The sequence below is a fragment of the Aeromicrobium sp. MLTX1 genome (genome assembly GCF_046452335.1).
In the GTDB taxonomy this organism is placed as follows: Bacteria; Actinomycetota; Actinomycetes; order Propionibacteriales; family Nocardioidaceae; genus Aeromicrobium.
The window spans coordinates 875,040-899,924 of sequence record NZ_JBKFDN010000001.1; the positions used below are offsets into that span (position 1 = coordinate 875,040).

Annotated in this window: 24 protein-coding genes; 9 read left to right on the forward strand and 15 right to left on the reverse strand. The window is 71.1% G+C overall.

The annotated features are described in order from the left end of the window. Positions 1-211 precede the first annotated feature (211 nt). Complete coding sequence (locus ACK99Q_RS04005; protein ID WP_410184949.1) at positions 212-1,519, forward strand: MATE family efflux transporter; 1,308 nt, start codon at positions 212-214, stop codon at positions 1,517-1,519. A gap of 63 nt (positions 1,520-1,582) precedes the next feature. Further along, positions 1,583-1,981, forward strand: coding sequence for a hypothetical protein (locus tag ACK99Q_RS04010; RefSeq protein WP_410184950.1), 399 nt, complete (start codon positions 1,583-1,585; stop codon positions 1,979-1,981). A gap of 79 nt (positions 1,982-2,060) precedes the next feature. On the opposite strand, the gene ACK99Q_RS04015 is transcribed toward ACK99Q_RS04010, so the two are convergent. From ACK99Q_RS04015 to ACK99Q_RS04070, 12 genes are all read right to left on the reverse strand, one after another. Further along, positions 2,061-2,840, reverse strand: a complete 780-nt coding sequence (locus ACK99Q_RS04015) for a siderophore-interacting protein (protein ID WP_410184951.1) — start codon at positions 2,838-2,840, stop codon at positions 2,061-2,063. Beyond that, positions 2,840-4,537, reverse strand: a complete 1,698-nt coding sequence (locus ACK99Q_RS04020; RefSeq protein ID WP_410184952.1) for an ABC transporter family substrate-binding protein — start codon at positions 4,535-4,537, stop codon at positions 2,840-2,842. Before ACK99Q_RS04020 ends, ACK99Q_RS04015 begins: the two co-directional genes overlap by 1 nt. Beyond that, entirely contained in the window at positions 4,534-4,980 is a 447-nt protein-coding gene (gene rplI / locus ACK99Q_RS04025) for a 50S ribosomal protein L9 (protein ID WP_410184953.1), read from the reverse strand. Before rplI ends, ACK99Q_RS04020 begins: the two co-directional genes overlap by 4 nt. An 18-nt stretch (positions 4,981-4,998) precedes the next feature. After that, positions 4,999-5,235: a 30S ribosomal protein S18 gene (gene rpsR, locus ACK99Q_RS04030; RefSeq protein WP_067861076.1), complete on the reverse strand. Its 237-nt coding sequence runs from the start codon at positions 5,233-5,235 to the stop codon at positions 4,999-5,001. A gap of 36 nt (positions 5,236-5,271) precedes the next feature. Beyond that, positions 5,272-5,847: a single-stranded DNA-binding protein gene (locus tag ACK99Q_RS04035; RefSeq protein ID WP_410184954.1), complete on the reverse strand. Its 576-nt coding sequence runs from the start codon at positions 5,845-5,847 to the stop codon at positions 5,272-5,274. A gap of 76 nt (positions 5,848-5,923) precedes the next feature. Further along, a complete protein-coding gene (rpsF, locus tag ACK99Q_RS04040) occupies positions 5,924-6,217 on the reverse strand; it encodes a 30S ribosomal protein S6 (protein WP_179428349.1) in 294 nt (97 codons plus the stop codon). 128 nt (positions 6,218-6,345) lie between these two features. Further along, positions 6,346-8,904, reverse strand: coding sequence for an ABC transporter permease (locus ACK99Q_RS04045; RefSeq protein ID WP_410184955.1), 2,559 nt, complete (start codon positions 8,902-8,904; stop codon positions 6,346-6,348). A 1-nt stretch (position 8,905) separates the two neighbouring features. Beyond that, positions 8,906-9,649, reverse strand: coding sequence for an ABC transporter ATP-binding protein (locus ACK99Q_RS04050; protein ID WP_410184956.1), 744 nt, complete (start codon positions 9,647-9,649; stop codon positions 8,906-8,908). Between the two features lie 52 nt (positions 9,650-9,701). Then, complete coding sequence (locus ACK99Q_RS04055) at positions 9,702-10,775, reverse strand: aldo/keto reductase (protein ID WP_410184957.1); 1,074 nt, start codon at positions 10,773-10,775, stop codon at positions 9,702-9,704. Between the two features lie 61 nt (positions 10,776-10,836). After that, a complete protein-coding gene (locus ACK99Q_RS04060) occupies positions 10,837-11,667 on the reverse strand; it encodes a transglutaminase N-terminal domain-containing protein (RefSeq protein ID WP_410184958.1) in 831 nt (276 codons plus the stop codon). Between the two features lie 8 nt (positions 11,668-11,675). After that, complete coding sequence (locus ACK99Q_RS04065) at positions 11,676-12,602, reverse strand: alpha-E domain-containing protein (protein WP_410184959.1); 927 nt, start codon at positions 12,600-12,602, stop codon at positions 11,676-11,678. Further along, complete coding sequence (locus tag ACK99Q_RS04070) at positions 12,602-14,077, reverse strand: circularly permuted type 2 ATP-grasp protein (RefSeq protein ID WP_410186056.1); 1,476 nt, start codon at positions 14,075-14,077, stop codon at positions 12,602-12,604. The genes ACK99Q_RS04065 and ACK99Q_RS04070 overlap by 1 nt, the downstream gene beginning before the upstream one ends. 157 nt (positions 14,078-14,234) lie before the next feature. Here ACK99Q_RS04070 and ACK99Q_RS04075 point away from each other — a divergent pair, with 157 nt between their 5' ends. Together ACK99Q_RS04075 and ACK99Q_RS04080 are read left to right on the forward strand one after the other, a co-directional pair. Then, on the forward strand, positions 14,235-14,669 hold the full coding sequence (locus tag ACK99Q_RS04075; protein ID WP_410184960.1) for an HNH endonuclease: 435 nt from the start codon (positions 14,235-14,237) through the stop codon (positions 14,667-14,669). A 74-nt stretch (positions 14,670-14,743) separates the two neighbouring features. Beyond that, positions 14,744-15,568 carry a siderophore-interacting protein gene (locus tag ACK99Q_RS04080; protein ID WP_410184961.1) on the forward strand — a complete coding sequence of 275 codons (825 nt, stop codon included), beginning with the start codon at positions 14,744-14,746 and terminating at the stop codon, positions 15,566-15,568. 108 nt (positions 15,569-15,676) lie between these two features. Here ACK99Q_RS04080 and ACK99Q_RS04085 read toward each other — a convergent pair whose 3' ends face one another. Next, a complete protein-coding gene (locus ACK99Q_RS04085; protein WP_410184962.1) occupies positions 15,677-16,567 on the reverse strand; it encodes a siderophore-interacting protein in 891 nt (296 codons plus the stop codon). Between the two features lie 113 nt (positions 16,568-16,680). Between ACK99Q_RS04085 and ACK99Q_RS04090 the strand changes: the two genes are divergently transcribed. Together ACK99Q_RS04090 and ACK99Q_RS04095 are read left to right on the forward strand one after the other, a co-directional pair. Further along, a complete protein-coding gene (locus ACK99Q_RS04090; protein ID WP_410184963.1) occupies positions 16,681-17,793 on the forward strand; it encodes a lipid II:glycine glycyltransferase FemX in 1,113 nt (370 codons plus the stop codon). A gap of 150 nt (positions 17,794-17,943) precedes the next feature. Continuing rightward, positions 17,944-18,978, forward strand: a complete 1,035-nt coding sequence (locus ACK99Q_RS04095; protein WP_410184964.1) for an alanine racemase — start codon at positions 17,944-17,946, stop codon at positions 18,976-18,978. 38 nt (positions 18,979-19,016) lie between these two features. On the opposite strand, the gene ACK99Q_RS04100 is transcribed toward ACK99Q_RS04095, so the two are convergent. Then, on the reverse strand, positions 19,017-21,194 hold the full coding sequence (locus tag ACK99Q_RS04100) for a transglycosylase domain-containing protein (RefSeq protein WP_410184965.1): 2,178 nt from the start codon (positions 21,192-21,194) through the stop codon (positions 19,017-19,019). 170 nt (positions 21,195-21,364) lie between these two features. Here ACK99Q_RS04100 and ACK99Q_RS04105 point away from each other — a divergent pair, with 170 nt between their 5' ends. From ACK99Q_RS04105 to ACK99Q_RS04115, 3 genes are all read left to right on the forward strand, one after another. Continuing rightward, positions 21,365-21,946, forward strand: coding sequence for a PadR family transcriptional regulator (locus ACK99Q_RS04105; RefSeq protein WP_179427322.1), 582 nt, complete (start codon positions 21,365-21,367; stop codon positions 21,944-21,946). Between the two features lie 7 nt (positions 21,947-21,953). After that, on the forward strand, positions 21,954-23,054 hold the full coding sequence (locus tag ACK99Q_RS04110; RefSeq protein WP_410184966.1) for an inositol-3-phosphate synthase: 1,101 nt from the start codon (positions 21,954-21,956) through the stop codon (positions 23,052-23,054). Positions 23,055-23,139: 85 nt separating this feature from the next. Continuing rightward, positions 23,140-23,760 carry a LysE family translocator gene (locus ACK99Q_RS04115; protein WP_179427327.1) on the forward strand — a complete coding sequence of 207 codons (621 nt, stop codon included), beginning with the start codon at positions 23,140-23,142 and terminating at the stop codon, positions 23,758-23,760. Between the two features lie 98 nt (positions 23,761-23,858). Here ACK99Q_RS04115 and ACK99Q_RS04120 read toward each other — a convergent pair whose 3' ends face one another. Continuing rightward, complete coding sequence (locus ACK99Q_RS04120) at positions 23,859-24,812, reverse strand: DUF808 domain-containing protein (RefSeq protein WP_410184967.1); 954 nt, start codon at positions 24,810-24,812, stop codon at positions 23,859-23,861. Positions 24,813-24,885 lie beyond the last annotated feature (73 nt).

The following is a 24,885-nucleotide window of genomic DNA, read 5'->3' on the forward strand; positions in this document are numbered from 1 at the left end:
GAGTGTGCACAGTCGGTGGACGACTCTGTGGAAACCGTGGTGTGGCACGCGTCACACAGGCCTCTGACCTGCGGAAACGTGAGTCACATGGTGTGGAGCGAGGAATCCCGAGTGTGATTTTCGCGGTCGAGGTTTTCCACGGGTGCTAGCACGCCGAGCACCGACATGTCGATAAATCCACCACATTCGTCACAGGAGTATCGTCGCCCGCGTGCCGATCCCCTCTCTCGACCGTCGGATCCTGGCCATCACCCTCCCCGCCTTCGCCGCCCTGATCTGCGAGCCCCTCATGCTGATGGCCGACACGGCCATCGTCGGACACCTCGGCCGGGCCGAGCTGGCGGCCCTCGGAGCGGCCTCCACGATCCTGACGACCATCGTCGGCCTGTGCGTCTTCCTGGCCTACGGCAGCACCGCGACGGTCGCGCGGCACCAGGGCGCCGGCGAGCCGCGGCGGGCCCTCGAGTCCGCCCTCGGCGGCGTCTGGCTGGCCCTGCTCATCGGCGTCGTCCTGGGCGTGCTCGCGGCGCTCACCGCGGGGCCGCTCGGCGAGGCCCTCGCCAGCTCGAGCCGGGTCGCCGAGCTCACCACCCAGTACCTGACGATCGCCGCCGCGAGCATCCCCGCCGTGCTGCTCGTCCTGGCCGCCACCGGCGCGCTGCGCGGCGTGCTGGACCTGCGCACGCCGCTCGTCGTGATGATCGCCGCCAACGTCCTCAACGTCGTGCTCACGGTGGCACTGGTCTACGGCGCCGACCTCGGCATCCGCGGTGCGGCGCTCGGCCTCGTCCTGGCGCAGTGGGCGGCGGCGCTCGCGCTGGTGGGACAGGTCGTCCGCCGCAGCCGCGCCGCGCACGCCTCCGCGCGGCTGCGCTGGGCCGACGTCGTCCGTGCGGGCCGCGACGGCGTGCCGCTGCTGCTGCGCACCCTCAGCTTGCGCGCCGTGCTGCTCCTCGCGACCCTCGTGGCGGCAGGCTTCGGCGACGCGTCGCTGGCTGCCCACCAGATCGCGACCACGATCGTCATGCTGCTGGCGTTCGCCCTCGACGCGTTCGCGATCGCCGCCCAGACCCTCACGGGACACTCCCTGGGCGCCGGGGACGCCGAGGGCACCCGCCACGTCACGCGCCGAGTGATCGCGTGGGGCCTCGGCTTCGGCATCGTGTCGGGAGTCCTGCTGGCCGTCACCTCGCCGTGGGTCGCCCGCGCCTTCACCCCCGACGCCGACGTGCGCGAGGCCGCGATCCCGGCCCTGCTGATCGTCGCGCTGATCCAGCCGGTCTCCGGCGTCGTCTTCGTGCTCGACGGCGTGCTGATCGGCGCGGGCGACGGCGTCTACCTGGCCTGGGCGGGACTCGTCACGCTGCTCGTCTACACGCCCGTGGCCCTGCTGATCCGCGAGACCGAAGCCGGGTTCACGTGGCTGTGGGCGGCCTACGCGCTGTTCCAGGCCACGCGCTGGGTAACCCTGTGGCTGCGCCAGCGCGGCGACCGGTGGCTCGTCCTCGGCGCGCGCTGAGATCACGCCGAACGTTCACCTGCGTTTCAGCCCACTGACAGGTTCGCCCGCTGAGGTGGAGACATGAGCCTTCCCGTCATCGACGCCCTCCGGGGCCCGCGCTCACGTCGCGACCGCATCGGCCGCGTCTACGTCGTCTCCACCTCCGAGCTCGACTCGGTGCTGCGGCACCTCGGTCCGCACGAGGTCGTCTCCCACGAGGGACTGGCCAGCCACGTGGTCCGCGGGACGACGCGACCCGTCGGCTGGCTGCGCCTCGTCGGGCGTCCGCGTCACGTGCCGTGCGGCGACGTCGACCGCACCGAGATCGACCTCCCGAACGGCCGGGCCTGGATCGACCGCGAGCTCGGCACCGAACGGGTCGTGGTGCGCACGTGGGCCCCGCGCGACGGCTCGGAGCTCGACCACACGCTGTGGTGGCAGGGCCACCCGGTGGCCGCCCGCCAGCTCCACGCAGCCTGACTGAACGAGGTTTCCTGTCACTTCACGTGGTTCGCAAACCCCGTGAAGTGACAGTTTCCCCGGTTAACCGGGGAAACCGTCAGCGCCGCCAGTACCCGGTGGCGTCGAGGCAATCGCGCGGGACGGCGCGGTCGTCGGCGAGGTGGCGGCGCACCTGACGGACGGCGCCGGACTCGCCCGCGACCCAGCAGAACGTGGGCACGTCGGACCACGGCAGCTCGCGCACGGCCTCGACCCAGGCCTCGGCGCCGTGCACCCACCGCACCGTGACGCCGGGCAGGTCGGGCAGGTCCTGGATGCCGGCCGGGGAGGCGACCTCGACCACGACGTCGGCGGTCATCGTGCCCGGCCAGGCGTCGAGCAGGCGCGCGATGGCGGGCAGCGCGGTCTCGTCGCCCGCCAGGACCATCCGCTCGACCCCCTCGGGCAGCAGCAGCGACCGCGTGGGGCCGACGATCCACGCCGGGTCGCCCGGGGTGGCGCGACGGGCCCAGCCCGCGGCGAAGCCGCCCTCGTGCAGCACGAAGTCCAGGTCGAGCTCGCCGTCGGCGAACCGTCGCGGCGTGTAGTCCTTGGCCACGGGGCGGCCACCCGCACCGCCCCACTCGAGGCGGTCGGGGCCCTGCACCGGCAGCGGCGGCCGGTCGGTGCCCTCGAGCGGCACGAGCAGCTTCACGTGGTCGTCGAAGCCCTCGGAGCGGAACGGCGCGGCGGTGCCGCCGGCGACCTCGAACTCCTCCAGCTGGTCGCCGACGAGCGTGACGCGGCGCGTGGTCTCGGTGACGTCGGCGACCCGCACGACCCGCAGCTCGCGCAGGATCGTGGGCGAGGCCACCGCCCGGCGCCGCGTGCGCGCCATCAGTCGCCCTTCTTCTTCGCCGCGAACCCGACCTCGGTCCAGTCCGTGTCGGCGAGCGCCGCGGGGCCGTAGTTCCGCACCGTCGGGTCGACCGCCAGCACCTGCGGGATCACCGCGAGCGGCATGATCGACGCCTGCGCCCGCGCGACCTCGTCGATCGCCGCGACCTGACGGGCGCGGGCGTCGTCGTCGAGGTCGGCGATGGCCTCGTCGAACGCCTTCCCGATCGCCTTGGACGCCTTGCCGGTGAAGTTCATCGGGCTGTCGATCGGGGTGAACAGGCGGCGCGTGTCGGCGAGGTCGAACGGCCTCACGCCCCACGCGAACGTGGTGAGGTCGAAGTCCAGCGGGATGACGACCTTCTCGAAGAACGTGGCGCCCGGGACGGTGGTGACCTTGACCTGGATGCCGACCTCGGCGAGGTCCTCGGCGATCGCCTCCGCCCGCTGCACGGCGCCCGAGCGGGTGTCGGGCACGGGCAGGCTGAGGGTGAGGGGCTTGCCCTTGCGGAGCGCGGGGCCGGCGCCGTCCTTGCGCCGCCAGCCGGCCTTCGCGAGCAGCTTCTCGGCGCGGGCGAGGTCGCGGGCCACCGGCTTGCCGGCCGGGGCGCCGACCTGGCCCGGCAGCAGCACCACCGAGTCCATGGCCACCGCCTCGACGCCGTAGCGCTTCGAGGTGTCGTCGACGATTCCGGGCCCATCGACCGCGAGCATGACGGCCCGCCGGACGTCGGCGTCGGCGAGCGCGCCGGTGCCGCCGTTGATCGTCAGGTGAGACCACTCCGAGCCGAGCGCCGAGCGCACGTCGGCCTTCGCGAGGGCCTCGCGGTTCGCCGGGGTCACGGGCGCGGACTCGAGCTCACCGGCGGTGAACGCCTGGGCGAGCACGTCCTCGTCGCCGATCCGCCACACGATCGAGTCGAGCCGGCCCGGCTCGCCCCACCAGCGGGGGTTGCGCTCGAGGGTGATCGTGCCGGTGCGGCGCTCGATCTCGGTGACCACGTACGGCCCGTTCGCCGAGGGCGCCTTCGCGGCGAGGCCGCGGTTGAACGTCTTGACCGACTTCGTGTACGCCTTCGGCAGCATGGGGTAGACCGCGGCCGGCCAGTCGGCGGTGGGCTCCTCGAACTCGACCTCGTACGCGAACTTCCCGTCGGGCTCGACCGAGTCGACGAGGTCGTAGACGGGCGCCGGCGCGGCGGCGTACTCGTCGTCCTGCATCGCGTCGACCCACGCGACCATGTCGGCCGAGGTGATGGGGGTGCCGCCCTGCCACACGGCCTGACGGTTGAGCTCGACGCGGACGGTCAGCGGGTCCTGGTCGACGACCTCGACGCTGCTGGCGTAGTCGGTGTCGACCGACCACGAGCCGTCCGGGCCCACCCGCACGGCGCTGCCGAGCGTGGGCTCGAGGATCTGGGGCGCGGTGCTGGCGACGCCGTCGGTGTGCACCGGGTTGAACTGCGCGGGGAAGGAGGTGATGCCCAGGCGCAGGGTGCCGCCGTCGCGGACGTCGGCCCGCTCGGCCGCGTGCACGTCGGCCATCGGCAGCGACGTGTCCTCCTCCGCGGCGGTCTTCTCGCCGGAGGAGTCATCTCCCCCGCCGCCGAGGCAGCCGGCGAGCAGCAGGCCCGCCAGTGCCCCGACAGCAAGGCGCCGGGCCCCGCGTGAAGCGGGACCCGGCGTCTTGAGGATCACTTGGAGGCGACGACGTTCAGCTTGACCGTCGCGACGACCTCGGGGTGCACGCGGACGGAGACCGTGTGCGCGCCGAGGCTCTTGATCGGGTTGCCGACCTCGATACGACGCTTGTCGACCTTCGCGCCGGCCTGGGCCAGCGCGTCGGCGATGTCGGTGACGGTGACGGCGCCGAACAGGCGGCCGCCCTCACCGGCGTGGGCCGGGACGTTGATCGCGGACGACTCGAGGTTGCCCTTGATCGACTGGGCGGTCTCGAGGTCGTGCACGGCGCGCGCGTCGCGCGCGGCCTTGATCGACTCGACCTGCTTGGCCGCGCCCTTCGTCCAACGGATGGCGAAGTTGCGGGGCAGCAGGAAGTTGCGGCCGTAGCCGTCCTTGACCTCGACGATGTCGCCGGGCTGGCCGAGGTTGCTGACCTCGTGCGTGAGGATGAGCTTCATCTGTCTCGTGCTCCTGACTCAGCGACCGCTGGACGTGTAGGGCAGCAGCGCCATCTCGCGCGCGTTCTTGATCGCCTTGGCGATCTGGCGCTGCTCCTGGACGGAGACGCCGGTGACGCGACGGGCGCGGATCTTGCCGCGGTCGGAGATGAACTTGCGCAGCAGCGCAGTGTCCTTGTAGTCGATGGTGGTGACGCCGGCGGCCGCGAGCGGGTTGCTCTTCTTCTTCGGCTTCCGGACTACGGGCTTGGCCATGATGCTCCTGGAAATGTTCTTGCTACGTGTGATGGATCAGAAGGGAGGCTCGTCGCTGGAGCCGGATCCGCCGCCCCAGGGGTCGTTGCCCCCGGAAGGCTGCTGCGGCGCCGAGGGCTGGGCCCACGCGCTCGCATCGGACTGCTGACCGGGCTGCTGGCCACCGAAGCCGCCGGAGTTGCCACCGGCGTTGCCGCCGAAGCCTCCGGAGTTGCCCCCGCCGAAGCCGCCCTGGCCGCCGCCGCCACCCGACGTGCGGGTGACCTGTGCGGTGGCGTTGCGCAGCGACGGGCCGACCTCGTCGACCGTCATCTCGACGCTCGTGCCGCGGCCGCCGTCCTGGCGCTCGTACTCACGGACCTTCAGGGCGCCGGTCACGATGACGCGGGTGCCCTTGGTCAGCGAGCCGGCGACGTTCTCGGCCAGCTGCCGCCAGGCCGAGCAGCGGATGAACAGCGTGTCGCCGTCCTTCCACTCGTTCGTCTGACGGTCGAACGTGCGCGCGGTGGACGCGACGGTGAAGTCGGCGACGGCCGCGCCCGACGGCGTGAACCGCAGTTCGGGATCGCGGGTCAGGTTGCCGACGAGGGTGATGGTGGTTTCGCCTGCCATGGATCAGCCTTCTCTCGAGGTGCTCTTCGCGACGAGTCTGTCGGATTCGGGGGACGGAAACACTCCGTCCACAGAATCACTTCGCGTCGGGACGCGTGACCTTCGTGCGGACGACGGACTCGTTCAGCGAGAGCTGGCGATCCAGCTCCTTGACCGAGTCGGGACCGGCGGACAGACCGATGACGGCGTAGATGCCCTCGGACTTCTTGTTGATCTCGTAGGCAAGACGGCGCTTGCCCCAGACGTCGATGTTGTCGACCGAGCCACCGTCGGCGACGATCGTGTTGTTGAGGTAGGTCGAGAGGCTCTTCTCGACGGAACGCTCATCGATGTCGGCATCGAGGATGACCATGACTTCGTACTTGCGCAGTGCCACTGCGGGTTCTCCTTTGGACTGAGCGGTGACGGGCTTTCCGTCACAGGAGGGTGTCGCCTCGAACGGCAACCTCACGAGTCTATCAGCGGGCCGTCGTTCCGGACGAATCCGTCGATGACCGGCTACTCGCCCGTGATCGCGCGCAGCACGTCGAGTCGCGCCGCGCGGCGGGCGGGCAGCACCGCGGCGAGCACGCCGACGAGCGCCGAGACCGCGACGAACACCGCGAGCGAGCCTGCCGGGATCGCGAGGTCGCTGATGCCGTCGTCGGCGAACGAGCGCTGCAGGGCGACGCCGAATAGCAGGCCCGCCCCGATGCCCAGCACGGCGCCGAGGATCGCGATGGCGACGGACTCCAGCCGCACCATCCGGCGCAGCTGCGGCCGGGTGAGGCCGACCGCGCGCAGCAGGCCGATCTCGCGGGTGCGCTCGATGACGCTCAGCGCGAGGGTGTTCACGATGCCGAGCACGGCGATCACGATGGCCAGGCCCAGCAGCGCGTAGATGAGGTAGAGCAGCGTGTTCACCTGGGCGCGCTGCGCCTCGGCGTAGCTCTGCTTGTCCTGCACGACGATCGTGGGGTTGTCGCCCACGGCGCGCTCCAGGTTGGCACGCACCGTGCCCGTGCCGGTGCCGGGGGTGGCGTTAACGGCGAGCGTGGTGTCGCCGCGCTGGATGCCGGCGGTGGTGACCGTCGACAGCGGCACGACCGCCTGTCCGACGATGTTGCTGTCGGCGAAGACGCCCGTGACCGTGGCCGGCACCTTGCCGGTGGTGAACGAGAGCTCGACGGTGTCGCCCGTGGTCTTGCCGAGCGACTCGGCGAGCGACTCGCTCAGCGCGATGGTGTCGTCCGCGGCGGGGGCCTGGCCGGAGACGTAGTCGAGGTCGAAGACCTCGCCGAACCGTGCCGGGTCGGTGGCCGACCCGAACACCTGGCTGCCGTCGGCGCGGAACACGATCGCCTGCACGGGCGACACCGCCGCGACGCCCGGGACCTCGGTGACGCTCTTCGCGATGCCCGGCGAGAAGGCCTGGCCGCTGACGTTCTGGATGACGAAGTCCGCCGAGAACTCGCGCTCGACCCCGGCGTCGATGGACTTGTTGATGGAGGCGCCGAGGATCGACATCGTCGTGACCAGGGCGAGGCCGATCATGAGCGCGGACGCGGTGGCGGCGGTGCGGCGCGGGTTGCGGCGGGCGTTCTGCGCGGCGAGCAGGCCGACGGAGCGGTAGACGGCGCGGTAGAGCGCGCCGAAGACGGCGAGCACGGGGGTGGCGATGATCGGGCTGCCCAGTGCCACGGCCATGAGCACGCCGAAGATGCCCGCGCCGACCCAGATGATGGGCCGCGGCACGTCGAGCCACGACCCGGCCGCCATCGCCCCGGCGCCCGCCAGGCCGAACAGCAGCGCGAGCACGAGACGCCAGCGCAGCGACGACTCCGGCATCGCGACCTCGTCGCGCATCGCGGCCACGGGCGGCACCCGGGCGGCCCGCCGGGCGGGGATCCATGCCGCCAGCATCGTCACGAGCACGCCCACGACGTAGGACAGCACGACGGTGCGGCCCCGGAAGACCAGCGACGTGCCCGACAGGTCGAGACCGAAGTTGCTGAACAGCACCTTGAGCAGCATCGCCAGGCCGAAGCCCAGGGCCAGGCCGAGCGTGGACCCGATGACGCCGATCACGAACGCCTCGGTGAGCACCGAGCGGCTGACCTGGCGGCGCGAGGCGCCGAGCGCCCGCAGCAGCGCGAGCTCGCGGCTGCGCTGGGCCACCAGGATCGAGAAGGTGTTGACGATGAGGAACGTGCCCACCACGAGCGCGATCCCGGCGAAGACCAGCAGGAAGGTGTTGAGGAAGCCGAGGAGCTGGTCGAAGAGGTCCTTGGACTCCTCGGCGACGGCGTCGCCCGTGACCGCCTCGGTGCCCTCGGGGATGACCTGCGCGACCTCGTCGGCCACCTGCTGCTGCGTGGCGCCGGGTGCGGCCTCGATCTGGATGACGCTGTACGCGTCCTCCCCGCCGAGGAAGTACTGCTGGGCGCTCGCGTCGTCGAACATCACGAGCGTCGCGCCGGCGAGCCCGCCGGAGGTGAAGTCGAAGATGCCGACGAGCTTCGCCTTGAGGATCGGCGGGTCCGCGGGCAGCGCGATCTTGACGGTGTCGCCCACGCGGTAGCCCGCGACCTCGGCCGAGCGGGAGTCGAGCGCGACCTCGCCCTCGCTCGCCGGGGGACGGCCGCGCTCCCAGCTCAGCATCTGCTGGCCCGCGGCGTTGGGGATCGGGTCGGCGGGTCCGGCGTTGAGCGCGATGGTCGGGGCGCCCGTGCCGCCGAGCAGCTTGTTGTTCTTCTTCACCACGAACAGGCCGGCTCCGTTGACGGCGCCCTCGGCGCGCGCCACGCCCGGGAGCGCCGCGACGTCGTCGATGACCGAGGCGGGGATCGTGCGGGCCTCCCGGTTGACGCTCATCGCGATGGCGTCGCCGTCGCCGGTGACCGGACGCACGGCGACGTCGGTGACCGTGCCGTACGCGATCTGGTCGAAGCTCCGGCCGATCGTGTCGGTGAACACCAGGGACCCCGACAGGAACGCGATCCCGAGCACGATCGCGAAGGCGCTCAGGAGCAGGCGGACCTTGCGGGCGACGAGGTTGCGCCAGGTGACCCGTCGCACGTCACGCGCCGATCCGGCGCTGCACCGCGCTCATGCGCTCGAGGACCTTCTCGGCGGTGGGCTCGCGCAGCTCGGACACGACGCGGCCGTCGGCGAGGTAGACGACCCGATCGGTGTAGCTCGCGGCGTGCGGATCGTGCGTGACCATGACGATCGTCTGGCCGAACTCGTCCACGCTGCGGCGCAGGAACGAGAGCACCTCGGCGCCCGACGTGGAGTCGAGGTTGCCGGTGGGCTCGTCGGCGAACACGATCGACGGCCGGCTGACCAGCGCCCGCGCGCACGCCACGCGCTGCTGCTGGCCGCCGGACATCTCGTTCGGGCGGTGCTTGAGGCGGTCGGCGAGGCCGACGGCGTCGATGACGTTGCGGTACCACGCGGCGTCGGGCTTGCGGTTCGCGATCGACAGGGGCAGCAGGATGTTCTCCTCGGCCGTCAGCGTGGGCACGAGGTTGAACGCCTGGAAGACGAAGCCGATCTTCTCGCGCCGCATCACGGTGAGGGCCTTGTCGTCGAGCTTGGCCAGCGTGGTGGGGCCGATCGTGACGCGGCCGGAGTCGGGGGTGTCCAGCGCGGCCATGCAGTGCATGAGCGTGGACTTGCCCGAGCCGGACGGCCCCATCACCGCGGTGAACTCGCCCTCGTAGATCTCGAGCGAGACGCCGTCCAGCGCTCGGACCTGGGCATCGCCCTTGCCGTAGGTCTTCGTGAGCTCGTGCGCGTGCGCCGCGACGGTCTTCTCCATGGCGGAGAGCCTAGGCGAGAAACGCCCAGAAACCATGCGGTGTCACTCAGAGTTACACGATGTGAGCAGAACCACCCCACAGATCGACCCGCGCATCGGCGTCGTGGCCGACCAGCTCGTCGATCCGGGAGAGCTCCTCGGCGGTGAAGTCCGTGCTGCTCGCGGCGGCCACGTTCTCGTCGAGCTGGCGCGTGCTGGAGGCGCCGATCAGGGCCGACGTGGCGGCCCCCGGACGCAGCACCCACGCGATCGCGAGCTGGGCCAGGGTCTGGCCGCGCTCGCGCGCCAGGTCGGCCAGCCCGCGCAGCCGGTCGCGGTTGCCCTCGACGACGGAGGCGTCGAACGAGGACCGCCCGCCGGACCGCTCGACCGGCTCGTCGCCGAGGTAGCGGTCGGTGAGCAGGCCCTGCGCCAGCGGGGTGAAGGCGATCGAGCCCATGCCGGTGTCCTCGAGGGTGGCGAACAGCTCGTCCTCGACCCAGCGGTTGACCATCGAGTAGGCGGGCTGGTGGATCACGAGCGGCGTGCCGAGGTCGGCGGCGACCTCGGCCGCGCGACGCGTGCGCTCGGCGGAGTAGGACGAGATGCCCACGTAGAGCGCCTTGCCCTGGCGCACCGCGGTGTCGAGCGCGCCGACCGTCTCCTCGACGGGCGTGTCCGGGTCGGCGCGGTGCGAGTAGAAGATGTCGACGTGGTCGAGGCTCATCCGCTGCAGCGACGCGTCGAGGCTCGACAGCAGGTACTTGCGCGACCCGAGGAAGCCGTACGGGCCCGGCCACATGTCCCAGCCGGCCTTCGTCGAGATGACGAGCTCGTCGCGGTAGGGCGCGAAGTCGCCGCGCATCATCCGGCCGAAGTTCTCCTCGGCGGAGCCGTACGGCGGGCCGTAGTTGTTGGCCAGGTCGAAGTGCGTGATGCCGAGGTCGAACGCGTGGCGCAGCACCTCGCGCTGGGTGTCGAAGGTGCGGTTGTCGCCGAAGTTCCACCACAGGCCGAGGCTGATCGGCGGCAGCAGGAGGCCCGACCGGCCGACGCGGCGGTACTCCAGACCCTGGTAGCGGTCGGCGTCCGCCTGCCACGGCTGATGGGTCTCGGGAACGCGGTTGCGGGTCCAGGCGGTGCTCATGGCTCCACCGTAGGGCGCGCCGCGGACACCGGCGACCGGCGCGGGTGCCGGTCCGCCGCGCTCAGGCCAGGCGGGTGATCTCGACCTCGACGGCGGTGGTGAACTCGCCGCTCGTGGAGTAGATGCCGCGCAGGTTCGGGTTGTCGTCGAAGTCGCGGCCGCGGGAGACCACGATGTGGCGCTCTCCCGGGGCCTCGCCGTGCGTGACGTCCCAGCCCACCCAGCGACCGTCCCACCACTCGAGCCAGGCGTGCGGCTCGGACGCGACGGGAGCGTCGACCTCCGGATCGGCCTCGGGGTGCACGTAACCGGCGACGAAGCGCGCCGGGATCTGCGCGTGGCGCAGCGCACCGATCGCGACATGGGTGATGTCGTGCGTGACGCCCTTGCCGGACTCCCACGTCTCCTCGGCGGTCGCGCTGACGTGCGTGGCCGCGACGAGGCGCTTGACGCGGCCGCGGATCAGCTCGACGACCCGCTCGACGTAGTCGCCCGGCGTGGCGGACGAGGCGCGGATCGCGTCGAGCTCGGCCACGAGGGAGTCGGCCGGACGCACCTTGTCCTGCTGGTGCACGAACTCGCAGTACCGGTCGAGGGTGTTGGCGTCGAGGGCGTCCCAGCCGATCGACTCGCCGGGCTCGGCCGGGTCGGCGGTGTCCACGACCGACGTGGCCACCACGGTGAGCTCGTCGTGCGGATCGGTGACCTCGAACGCGGTGACCGTGGCGCCCCAGTAGTCGCGGTACTCCTGCGACCACGCGGTGGGCGCGATCTCCAGACGCGACCGGCGCACGTACTGGTCGGCGGTGGTCTGCGGCGTCAGGCGTGCCTCGCTGTACGAGGCCACCGTGGGCTCGGAGTAGGTGTAGGTCGTCGCGTGACGCACCCTCATCCGCATACTCACAGCGACACCCTCCCCGTCCAGCTGTGCCAGTCCTCCTGGGCGAAGTACCGCGCCGTGACCGCGTCGCTGGCGGCGGCGCAGGCGCGCTGCAGCCGCTCCATCTCGAACGGCATCGTCTCGAGGATCTCGTTCAGGGGGCGGTACTCGATCTCGGTGCGCGCGCGACCCAGCAGCCGCAGGCCCTCGTCGGAGAAGCCGGCGCGGCGGCCGGCGACGTCGAGCCGGGTCAGCGCCCGCTCGGCCTCGCTCAGGCTCGACACGATCGAGCGCGGGAACCAGCGGTCGAGCAGCAGGTACTCGGCCGCGGCGGTGTCGCGCTCGATGCCGCGGTAGGTGCGCAGGAAGCTCTCGTAGCCGCCGCAGGCGCGCAGCGTGTTCTGCCACGCGATCCCGGAGGCGCCGGCGCTGGCCGCGGTGGACAGCAGCCGCGCGGTCATGTCGGTGCGCTCGATGCTGCGGCCGAGGACGTAGAAGTACCAGCCCTGGTCGCGCGGCATCGAGTCGTCGGCGGTGCCCGAGATCATCGCGGTGCGGCGGCGGACCCAGTTGAACATCTCGACGGGGCGCATCGACGTGGCCGCGGGGACGCCCTGCCACGTGGTGTTGATGGCCGACCAGACGTCGGTGGAGAGGGTCTCGCGGGCGCTGCGGGCGGCCTCGCGCATCGAGCCGATCACCGAGGCGATCGCGCTCGGCGACTTCTGGTCGTACGCCAGCAGGTCGAGCATCGACCAGCGGTTCGGCACGCCCTCGAAGTCCTCGATGCCCATGACGGCGAACAGCTGCTGGCAGCTGGTGACCTCGTCGGTGGCGGGGTCCTCCACGAGCATCTGCATCTGCACGTCGAGCAGGCGCGCGGTGTCGTCGGCGCGCTCCAGGTAGCGGCCGATCCAGAAGAGCGACTCGGCGATGCGGCTGAGCATCAGGCCTCCCCCCTCAGCGGTGCGTTGATCGGTGCCATGGTCTGCGTGGTGGTGACGGGGTCGAGGTCGTCGTCGGGCTCCTCGATCGGCTCGGTGGGCCTTGCCAGCACCCACGTGTCCTTGGAGCCGCCGCCGCGGCTGGAGTTCACGATCAGCTCGCCCTCGGGCAGCGCCACGCGGGTGAGGCCGCCGGGCAGGACCCACACGTCGTCGCCGTCGTTGACCGCGAACGGGCGCAGGTCGACGTGGCGGGGGCGGATGCCGTCCTCCACGAGCGTGGGCACGGTGGACAGCGAGATCACCGGCTGGGCGATCCAGTCGCGCGGCGCCGCGATGACCTTGGCGCGCAGCTCGTCGAGCTCCTCGCGGGTGGCCGACGGACCGATCACGATCCCCTTGCCGCCCGAGCCGTCGACCGGCTTGAGCACGAGCTCGTCGAGACGGTCGAGCACCTCCTCGCGCTGGTCGGCGTCGCCGCAGCGCCACGTGTCGACGTTGCGCAGGATCGGCTCCTCATGGAGGTAGTACCGGATCAGGTCGGGCACGTAGGTGTAGAGCAGCTTGTCGTCGGCGACGCCGTTGCCGACCGCGTTGGCGATCGTCACGTTGCCGGCGCGCGCCGCGTTGATGAGTCCCGGGACGCCCAGCGCGGAGTCGGCGCGGAACGACAGCGGGTCGAGGAAGTCGTCGTCGATGCGGCGGTAGATGACGTGCACCGGGGCGAGGCCGTCGGTGGTGCGCATCATGACGCGGCCGCCGTGGCACACCAGGTCGCGGCCCTCGACGAGCTCGACGCCCATCGTGCGCGCGAGCAGCGTGTGCTCGAAGTACGCGGAGTTGTAGACGCCGGGCGTGAGGACCACGACGGTCGGGTCGCTCACGCCGGCGGGCGCCGCGGCGCGCAGGGCCGAGAGCAGCTGGCGCGAGTAGCGCGCGACCGGCCGAATGCGGTGGTCGGCGAAGACCTCGGGCAGGCCGCTGGACATCGCCCGGCGGTTGGTCATGACGTAGGAGACGCCCGACGGCACGCGCGCGTTGTCCTCCAGCACGCGGAAGTCGCCGTTCCCGTCACGGATCAGGTCGATGCCCGAGACGTGGATGCGCACGCCGTTCGCGGGGTCGATGCCGGCGACGACGCGGTGGTAGTGGCTCGAGGTCACGACGGTCTCGCGCGGGACGACGCCGTCGCGGAAGAGCTCGCCGGCGCCGTACGCGTCGGCCAGGAACGCCTCGAGCGCCTTGACCCGCTGCTTCACGCCGGCCTCGACCTCGTCCCAGGCGTCGGCCTCGATGATGCGCGGCACGATGTCGAGCGGGAAGGGCCGCTCCTCGCCCGCGACGCCGAACGTGATGCCCTGCTCGAGGTAGGACGAGGCGAGCCCGTCGGCCCGCTGCCGGACCTCCTCGGGCGGCATCTTCCCGAAGGCCGCGTGCACGGCGGTGTAGAGGTCGCGGACGCCCGACTCGCCGTACATCTCGTCGTAGCCCGCGACGGGTCCGTATCCCTCGAACAGTTGCGCCTCGGTCACGCCCACCACCTTAGGGGCGGATTGTCACTTGCACGTTTCGGCGAGCGTTCACCCCGGAATGACCGCGTTCTGGTTACGCTTCGTAGCGGAAAGGGGCGCGCCCATGACCGCTGGTGACGTCTTGGTGCTCAACGCGAGCTACGAACCTCTGCAGCGCGTGTCGCTGCGCCACGCGATCAAGATGCTGGTGCGCGAGGTGGCGGTCATCGAGGAGGCGGCCGACGACTCGTTCGGCCCGTTCCCCCGGCCCCGGGTGCTGCGCCTGGTCCGCTACGTCGTCGCTCGCTGGATGCACCGCCGCTCGCACCTGTGCACGAAGAGCGCCATCAAGGCCCGCGACCGCTCGTGCGCCTACTGCGGCGGCCTGGCCGAGACGGTCGACCACGTCATCCCGCGCTCGCGCGGCGGTGGGCTCACGTGGGAGAACGCCGTCGCGGCCTGCCTGCGCTGCAACCACAAGAAGGGCAACCGCACCCCCGCCGAGGCCGGCATGCCCCTGCTCATCACCCCGGCGCGTCCGGCCTCGTTCGTCGCCTGATCCGCCTGCTGGACGGTCGGGTGACCCGGCTCGGCCCGTCGGTTAGGCTCGCCTAACTCGACCGAGGAGGAGCCATGGCGAAGGCGAGCGAGCTGGTCAAGCCGGACCGTCAGCAGCTGATCCGGCTGGAGGTCCTGCGGAGCGAGCGGATCTCGCCGCACTTCCAGCGCGTCACGGTGGGCGGCGGGTCGATCGAGCAGTTCACTCCGATGGGCTGGGACCAGTGGTTCCGCATGTTCATCCCCACCGCGGGCGAGACCGGGCTCGACCAGCTGCCCGACCGGGTCAACCTGCTCGGCTACCTGCGCTACCTGCGGATCGACAAGGGCGAGCGGCCCGTGCTGCGGAACTACACCGTGCGGGCGTTCCGCTCGGTCGGCGTCAGCGGCCCCGAGCTGGACATCGACTTCGTCATCCACGGCAGCCCCGAGGACGGCACCGCCGGACCCGCCTCGACCTGGGCGCAGACGTGCCGGCCGGGCGATCCGATCGGCATCGTCGACGAGGGCATCGCCTTCAACCCCGGCCGCGGGACCGACCGCGTGCTGCTGCTGGCCGACGAGACCGGCGTGCCCGCGGTGGCGGGCGTCCTGGCCAGCCTGCCGGACACCGCGACCGGCACCGCGATCCTCGAGGTGCCGACGCAGGAGGACCGGTTCGACCTGTCCCACCCGCCGGGCGTCGACGTCTGGTGGCTGAGCCGCCCCGCCGAGGCCCACGCGGGCGACATCGCCCTGCCGGCCCTGGTCACGGTCAGGCCCGAGCCCGACGTGCACGCGTTCCTCGTCGGCGAGCAGTCCATGGTGCAGGGAGCGCGCCGCCACCTCGTCACCGCCGGCGTCCCGAAGGACCGGATCAGCTTCGTCGGCTACTGGCGCCGCGGCACCGCCGGCCACTGACCGCGCCTCCGGCGCGCAAGATCTGTAGCGGTATCCACCCTTTTTCCGGGGGATCGGACGAAAAAGGGTGGACAGCGCTACACATCTGGCGCCGCAGCGCGGCGGGAGTCAGAGGCCGACGGACTCGTAGATCGTGTCGAGCTCGTCGAGGTAGGCGCCCTCGTCCTCGCCGGCGCGCTGGTAGGCCTCCATGGCCTGCGCCTGCACCTGCTCGGCGACCTGCTCGTAGCGGGCGTTCCACTTCTCGGCCTCGATCTGCCAGTAGCCGCACGTGTAGAAGGACGCCTGCGGCCAGCCGAGCTCGCGGCGCAGGTGCTTGCGCGTGGCGCGCCCGGCGCGGGCCTCGCCGGCCACCCAGACGTAGCGGCCGGACGGGTCGACGGGCAGGTCGCGTCCGCGGACCACGGCCTCGATCGCGTCGGGGATGTCATGGTCGTTCTCCACGACCTGCCACGTCACGGTGACGTCGGCGACCGACGGCAGCGGGACCTCGTCGGCAGCATCGGTGAGGACGACGTGCACGTCGGCGCGGACGCCGGGCTCGAGGCCGCGGAGGATCCGCGCGAGCGCGGGCACGCCGGTGAGGTCGCACACGAGCAGCTGGTCGGTGGCATCCGCCGCGGGTCGGTAGAGGCCGTGCGGCTCGAGGATGCCCACGCGGTCGCCGGGCTCGCACGTGCGGGCCCAGTCGGAGCCGATGCCGTGGTCGTGCAGCGCGACGTCGACGTCCACGCGCACGCGGCCGTCGACGATGCGGTGGTCGGAGATCGTGTAGACGCGGGGGACGAGCTCCTCGGCGCCCTCGGGGTACGTGATCGACCAGTCCTCGCCGATCTCGGGCAGCACCACCGGCGCACCGGGACGCGGCGGCAGCAGCAGGCGGACGTACTCGTCCGGGATGCCCGTGGACTCCCACGCGTCGATGTCACCCAGGGTGATCGAGACGAGGTGCGGGGTCAGGACGCGGCGACCGAGCACGGTCGCGACAAAGGTCTTCACGAGGATTCCTCCAAGGTTTCGGCCTCGGGGCCGACGGCCCGGAGCGGCGTTGGGGCACGTCCGGGGTGCTTCGTTAGGAGAGCCTAACAAACATCGTTGGATAGCCTCGAGCCGTGAGCCTGCACGTACGGACCATCGGACCCGATCAGCACCTGGCGTTCGTCGCCTCGCGCGGTTCCGCGAGCTTCCTGCAGACCCCCGCGTGGGCGGCGGTCAAGGGCGAGTGGCGCGGGGAGTCGATCGGCTGGTTCCGGGGCGACGAGCTCGTCGGCGCGGGCCTCGTCCTCTACCGCCAGGTGCCGAAGCTCAAGCGCTACCTGGCCTACCTGCCCGAGGGTCCGGTCCTCGACTGGAGCGGCGACGTGGCCGAGGCGCTCGACGCGATGCGCACCCACCTCAAGGCGAACGGCGCGTTCGGGATCCGCATGGGTCCCGCGCTGGTGACCCGCCGCTGGGGCGCCGCCACCCTGAAGGCCGCGCTGGCCGACGACGTCCTCACGCGGCTCGGCGACGTCCCGGCCGACCACACCGACGACGCCGCGCTGGCCGTGGCCGACCAGCTGCGCTCGCTGGGCTGGCGCGAACAGGCGGCCGAGGGCGGCTTCTCCGCCGGGCAGCCCAAGTACAACTTCCAGGTGCCGCTCGCCGGCCGCTCCGAGGACGACGTCCTCGCCGGCATGAACCAGCTGTGGCGCCGCAACATCCGCAAGGCCGCGAAGCAGGGCGTCGAGGTCACCACGGGCACCCGCGAGGACCTCGCCGAGTTCCACCGCGTGTACGTCGAGACCGCCGAGCGCGACCACTTCACGCCGCGGCCGCTGTCGTACTTCGAGACGATGTGGGACGCGATGACCGCCGAGGATCCGCAGCGACTGCGCCTCTACCTGGCCCGCCACGAGGGCGACCTCGTCGCGGCGACCACGCTCGTGCAGGTGGGCACGCACGCCTGGTACTCCTACGGCGCCTCCACCACCGCCAAGCGCGAGGTCCGCGGCTCGAACGCCGTGCAGTGGCAGATGATCCGCGACGCGCTCGCGGGCGGCGCCGAGGTCTACGACCTGCGCGGCATCACCGACACCCTCGACACCGAGGACTCCCACGTGGGCCTGCTGCAGTTCAAGGTCGGCACGGGCGGCGAGGCCGTGGAGTACCTCGGCGAGTGGGACCTGCCGATCAACAGGCCGCTGTACGCCGCCTTCACGGCCTACATGAAGCGCCGCGGCTAACCTCGTCCTGGCCTTCCGCGGGCCCGCCCGCGCCAGATCTGTAGCGGTATCCACCGTTTTCCGGCGGATCCGCCCGAGAAAGGGTGGACACCGCTACACATCTCGCCCGCCGGAGGCGGGAGCTCGGGAGCGGTCCGGAATGATGGAGCCATGGCGTTCGACCTCGAGATCCGTGCCGCCGACTGGCGGGCCCACCTGGCCGCGACCCACGCCGCCCTGCCCGGGCTCGTGCCGGTCGTCAAGGGCAACGGCTACGGCCTCGGACGCCAGCGGCTCGCGCACGAGGCGAGTCGCCTCGGCGCCGACCTGATCGCCGTCGGCACGTACGAGGAGGCCCACGAGCTGCTCGGCTCGTTCCTGGGCGACGTGCAGGTGCTGACGCCGTGGCGCCCGTTCCTGCCGCGGGTGTCCGACCCGCGCCTCGTGCACACGCTCGGCCGCCTCGCCGACATCCCCGCGCTCGCCCAGCAGCAGCCCGGCGCGCGCGTGGTCGTCGAGATCGAGACGTCGATGGCGCGCCACGGCTTCGACCGCCACCACCTGGCCGAGGCCGCCCGCGCGATCGCCGAGGCCGGCCTCAAGGTCGAGGGCTTCGCGATGCACCTGCCGATGACCGGCGGCAACCTCGAGGAGGCCCGCCTGTGGTGCGCCGTCCTGGAGGCGTCGGCCCTCGAGACCACCACCGTCTTCTGCTCGCACCTGAGCCTGAACGAGCTCGAGCAGCTGCGCGGCGAGCGACCGAACCTCACGCTGCGCCCCCGGGTGGGCACGAGCCTGTGGCTCGGCCGACTGGACACCCTCGCGGTGCGCGCCACCGTGATGGACGTCCACACCGTGCAGCGCGGCGAGCGGATCGGCTACCGCCAGGGCCGCGTGCCCCGCGCGGGTCACGTGCTCGTGATCGCGGGCGGCACGAGCCACGGCATCGGCCTCGAGGCGCCGCGCGCGGTCGCCGGGGTCGCGGGTCGCGGCAAGGCCGCCGCCAAGGGAGGCCTCGCGGCCGCCGGTCTCGCGCTCTCGCCCTTCACGATCGACGGCAAGCTGCGCTGGTTCGCCGAGCCTCCGCACATGCAGGCCAGCATGGTGCTGCTGCCCGAGGGCGCGACGGTGCCCGCCGTCGGCGACACCGTGCCGGCGCAGGTGCGCTACACGATCGCCAGCTTCGACACCGTCCGCGAGATCTGAGAGGGCCCGCCCACCCCGAGGGGTGAGCGGGCCCGAGCTCAGTCCTGACCGGCTCCCTCGCCGGGCGCCGGGATCGACGGCTCGGTCGGATCCGGCGACGGCGGAGGCGTGGTGACCGGCGGCGGCGTCGTGGGCGCCGGGGTGGTGGGCGCCGGGGTCGTCGGCTTGGGCGCCGGCGTGGTCGGACGCTTCGTGGGCTCGGTCTTCTTCTTTTCCGGCTCCTTCTTCTTCGGAGCCTGGTTGAAGATCTTCGTGCCCTTCTCGCCCTTGATGTTCGCGCGCGCCGGGAAGGAGCCGCACTCGGATCCCTCGAGCGCGCTGTTCATGTACGCGCGGAAGGTCTGCGCCGGGTACGTGCCGCCGAAGAACGGGTTGAGGTAGCCCTCGAGCTCCTCGTTGCCCTTGCCGCGGTTGTACATGACGGCCGTGGCCATCTTGGGCGTCGCGCCGACGAACCACGAGGACGAGACGCGCTCGTTGTCTCCGTCGCCGTCGGTGGCGGTGGCGGTTCCGGTCTTGCCGGCCGTGGGGCAGAAGGTGCGGGCCTGGACGCCCGAGCCGCTGCGGACCACGGTCTGCATCGCCGCGAGCGTGTCGGCCGCGACGTCCTCGTCGATCGCCTGCGTGGTGGCGACCTTGTGCTCGAAGACCTTGGTGCCGCGCGCGTCGCTCACCCGGTCGATGACGAACCAGTCGGCGCGCTTGCCGTCGGCCGCGAGGGTCGCGTACGCGTTGGCCATGTCGATCGGCGAGACCGGGGCGTAGCCCAGCGAGACGCCGATGACGGGCTCGATCCGGTCGATCGTGGACTCGGGGATGCCGGCCTCGCGGGCGGCCTCGATGATCTTCTCCGGACCGTCCTCCATCTGGTCGGTCAGGTCGACGAACGCGGTGTTGACCGAGAACTCGGTGGCGCGCTCGAGGTTGATCTGGCCGTACGACCGGCCACCGGAGTCGCCCTGGTTCTGGATCTCGGCGTCGCCGATCCGCAGCGGCGCGTTGCCGTTCAGGCTGGTCTGGAGGCTGTAGCCGTTCTCCAGCGCCGCGACCACCGCGAACACCTTGAACGTCGAGCCCGGCTGCGTGCCGAGCGTGGCCCAGTTCAGCTGGTTCTTCAGGTAGTCGGGGCCGCCGTACAGCGAGCGGACGGCGCCGGTGCCCGGCTCCACCGAGACGAGGGCGGTGTTGAGCTCGTCGAGGCCGTCGGGACGGACCTCCTTGACGGCGGCGACGGCGTCGTCCTGCATGTCCTTGTCGATCGTGGTGACGACGCGCAGGCCGCCGCCCTCGATCTCGGAGTCGAGGAAGCCCTCGGTGCGCATCTGCTTGCGGACGAGGTCGAGCACGTGGCCCTTCGGACCCTCGAACCGCTGGTTGGCGCGCTGCTTCTTGAACTTCGGGAACTTGCCCTTGTGCGCGGCGGCCTGCTCGGCGGTGATCGAGCCCTGCTTGACCATGCCGTCGAGCACGTAGTTGTAGCGGGGCAGCACGCGGTCGGCGGCGCCCTCGGCGTAGGGGTCGAAGTACGAGGGGTTGTTGATCACGGTGGCCAGGAAGGCGGCCTGCCCGACGTTGAGCTTCGCGGCCGGCTTGCCGAAGTAGGTGCGCGACGCGACCTCGACCCCGTACGAGCCGTTGCCGTAGTAGATCGTGTTGAGGTAGCCCTCGAGGATCTCCGACTTGGTCAGCTGGTTGTGGATCTTGACCGAGAGAATGGCCTCCTTGATCTTGCGCGTGTACGAGCGCTCCTGGTTGAGGTACAGGATCTTCACGTACTGCTGCGTGATCGTGGAGCCGCCGCCGGTGATCTGACCGCTCGTGGCGTTGTTGCGGGCGGCGCGGACGATGCCCTTCACGTCGATGCCCTGGTTCTCCCAGAACGTGCGGTCCTCGGCGGCCACGACGGCGTCGCGCATGACCTCGGGGATCTCGTCGAAGTCGAGGCTCTCGCGGTTCTGCGTCGCGAAGCTGCCGAGCTTCGTCTTGCCGTCGGAGTAGTAGACGTTCGTCGTCTCGGTCTGGAAGTCCGCGTTGGGGTCGGGGATCTTCGTGGTGGCGTACAGGATCGCCACGGCGAGAGCGCCCAGGACGAATCCGATGACGCCGAGGAACAACAACCACCGCAGGACGCGCACGGGCCACGACCCGGTGCCCCCGATCCTGCGGGCGAACCGCGAGAGCGGTCCTTGCTTCTGCTTCGTGCGAGTTCTCGCCACGAATCGGTTCCTTTCGGACGACGACTACCAACGAGCCAGTCTGACGGAGATTCCTGAGAAACGAATGACCGGCGGGCCGGGGTCTCGATATTCGCCCGACTCGATGTATCGTACCGATATAGCCATTCGTGGCATCGAATGGAAGCACGTGCAGGGGAAGGGGGCGACACATGGCGCGACGCGGAGCAGCTCTGGAGCTGGCCGTCCTCGGCCTGCTCGCCGACTCGCCCATGCACGGGTACGAGTTGCGCAAGCACGTCAACGGTCTGCTCGGCTGGACCCGGCTGCTGTCCTACGGCACCCTCTACCCCTGCCTCAAGCAGTTGACCCGCGGCGGCTTCATCGCCGCCGACAGCGAGACGTCGCCTCGCGGCAAGCGGCCGCGGATCGTCTACCGGCTCACCGCCGAGGGCAAGGAGTACTTCACCTCCCTGCTCGAGGACGGCGGACCGTCGGCGTGGGACGACGAGAACTTCGGGGTGCGGTTCGCCCTGTTCGCCCGCACCAGCTCCCCCACCCGGGTCCGCATCCTCGAGGGACGTCGGTCCCGCCTCGAGGAACGCCTCGAGAACGTCCGTTCGGCCGCGGTCCAGCGCCGCGAGCGGATGGACGCCTACACCCGAGAACTCCAGCGACACGGCCTCGAGTCCGTGGAGCGCGAGATCAACTGGTTGACCGAGTTGATCGACCGTGAGCGCGCCGACGCGTTCACGGAGCAGGAAGAAACCAGTACGACAGACAAGGAAAAGTGAGGTCTCCATGAGTTCGGAGAACAAGGTCCGCGTGGCCATCGTCGGCGTTGGAAACTGCGCCACGTCCCTGATCCAGGGCGTCGAGTTCTACAAGGACGCCGACCCGGAGGGCACCGTCCCCGGGCTCATGCACGTCTCGTTCGGCCCGTACCACGTCGGTGACGTGGAGTTCGTCGCCGCGTTCGACGTCGACGCCAAGAAGGTCGGCTTCGACCTGTCCGAGGCCACCCAGGCCAGCGAGAACAACACCATCAAGATCACCGACGTCCCGCCGCTCGGCGTGACCGTCCAGCGTGGTCCGACGCTCGACGGCCTGGGCAAGTACTACCTCCAGACCATCGAGGAGTCCGACGCCGAGCCCGTCGACGTCGTCCAGGTCCTCAAGGACACCCAGGCCGACGTGCTGGTCTCGTACCTGCCCGTGGGCTCGGAGGAGGCCGACAAGTTCTACGCGCAGTGCGCCATCGACGCGAAGGTCGCGTTCGTCAACGCCCTGCCCGTGTTCATCGCGTCCGACCCCGAGTGGGCCAAGAAGTTCGAGGACGCCGGCGTCCCGATCATCGGCGACGACATCAAGAGCCAGGTCGGCGCCACCATCACGCACCGCGTCATGGCGAAGCTGTTCGAGGACCGGGGCGTCGCCCTGGACCGCACGTACCAGCTGAACGTCGGCGGCAACATGGACTTCAAGAACATGCTCGAGCGCGAGCGCCTGGAGTCCAAGAAGGTCTCGAAGACGCAGGCCGTCACGTCCAACCTGCACGGCTCGCTGGCCGGCAAGGTCGACGACAAGAACGTCCACATCGGTCCCTCGGACTACGTGGCGTGGCTCGACGACCGCAAGTGGGCCTACGTGCGCCTCGAGGGCCGCGCGTTCGGCGACGCGCCCCTGAACCTGGAGTACAAGCTCGAGGTCTGGGACTCGCCGAACTCGGCCGGCATCATCATCGACGCCATCCGCGCGGCGAAGATCGCCAAGGACCGCGGCGTCTCGGGCGCCCTGCTCTCGGCCTCGTCGTACCTGATGAAGTCGCCGCCGGAGCAGCGCCCCGACGAGGAGGGCCGCGCCCGCCTCGAGGCCTTCATCGAGGGCACCGAGGAGCGCTGAGCCAGCCTCAGCCCGTGTCGAGCGACGCACCGGATCCTTCGGGATCCGGTGCGTTTCTCGTCTCGGTGGGCCGTAGCATGCGGTCGTGACGACCTACCTGTCCTTCCTGCTGTTCGCGACGCTGCTGGCGGTCGCCCCGGGACCGGACACCTTCCTGACCCTGCGCGCCTCCGTGGTCGGGGGCCGCCGCCGCGGCCTGTTCACCGCCGCCGGCATCACGCTGGCCTGCGCGGTGCAGGGCATCCTCGCCGCCTCGGGCCTGGGCGCCGTGATCGCGCACGCCGAGCCGGTGTTCCAGGCGATCCGCTGGGCGGGCGTGGCGTACCTGACGTGGCTGGGCTTCACGGCCCTGCGGTCGGCGCTGCGACGCGACTCCAGCGTGTGGGCCGTGGGCCAGTCCGGGCCGAGCGTGAGCGCGCGTGCCGCGTTCCGTCAGGGCTTCGTCTGCAACATCACCAACCCGAAGGTGCTGGCGTTCAACCTCGCGGTGCTGCCGCAGTTCGTCAGCCCGGGCCAGGGCCTGCCGGCGCTGCTGGCCTACGCGCTGACCCTGGTCGCGGTGGGCGCCGTCGTGCTGCTCGTCGTGATCGAGATCGCGAACGCCGCCGCGAACAAGCTGGTGCGGCCCACCTTCCGCCGCGTCGTCGACGGCTCGACGGGCGCCGTCATGCTCGGCTTCGCCACCGCGCTCGCCGTGGAGTCCTGAGCGCTCACCCTCCGCCCGGTGACGAGATGTGCTCCATTTTCGACTTTTGAGAGGTCTTGAAAGGTCGAAAACGGAGCAGATCTCGGGACGGGACGGGGTCAGTGCGCCGCGGAGGCCGTGCCGCGGCGGAGGCGCTTGACGCCGTTGACCAGCAGCACCACCACGGCGCCGATCAGCAGGCCCAGCACGGCGGAGGCCGCGGTGTTGGCGACCCACTCGAACGCGCCGTCCGCGAAGGGCATGACGCCGGCGATCCAGTGCTCGAGGTCGTGCACCCAGCCGTAGAGCGTGTGCCAGCCGAGGTCGTCGGTGCCGACGAGGATGATGTGCCCGCCGACCCACAGCATCGCCGCGATGCCGATGATCGCGAGCGCCGACAGCACCTTGGGCATCGCCTTCACGAGCAGCGTGCCCGTGCGCTGGGCGAGCGTGGAGGTGCGGGCCGCGAGGCTCACGCCCACGTCGTCCATCCGCACGATCAGCGCGACGACGCCATAGACCAGCGCCGTGATGCCCAGCGCCACGATCACCAGGATCACCGCGCGTGACAGGAACGGCTCGTCCGCGACCTCGTTGAGGGAGATCACCATGATCTCGGTGGAGAGGATGAAGTCGGTCCGGATCGCGCCGGAGACGACCTGCTGCTCGGCCTCGGGGCCCTGCGCACTGGAGGGCTCCTGCTTCTTCTCGTGGTGCGCGTGCAGCACGTGCCAGATCTTCTCGGCGCCCTCGAAGCACAGGTAGGCGCCGCCGACCATGAGCAGCGGGGTCAGCACCCACGGCAGGAACTGGCTGAGCAGGAGCAGTCCCGGGAGGATGAAGAGCAGCTTGTTGCGCAGGGAGCCCTTGGCGATCCGGCCGATGATGCTGAGCTCGCGCTTCGGGTCGACGCCGTGCACGTAGCGGGGCGTCACGGCCGCGTCGTCGACGACGACACCGGCCGCCTTCGCGCTCGCCTTGCCGGCCGCCGCCGCGACGTCGTCGACCGACGCCGCCGCGAGTCGGGCGAGCGCAGCCACGTCGTCGAGCAGGGCGACAAGTCCTCCAGCCATGCGCTCAGCGTAAGGCCGGTCGTTGACACCCACGAGCGGACGCCGCGAGGATGACCCCCACTGTCCGCGATCT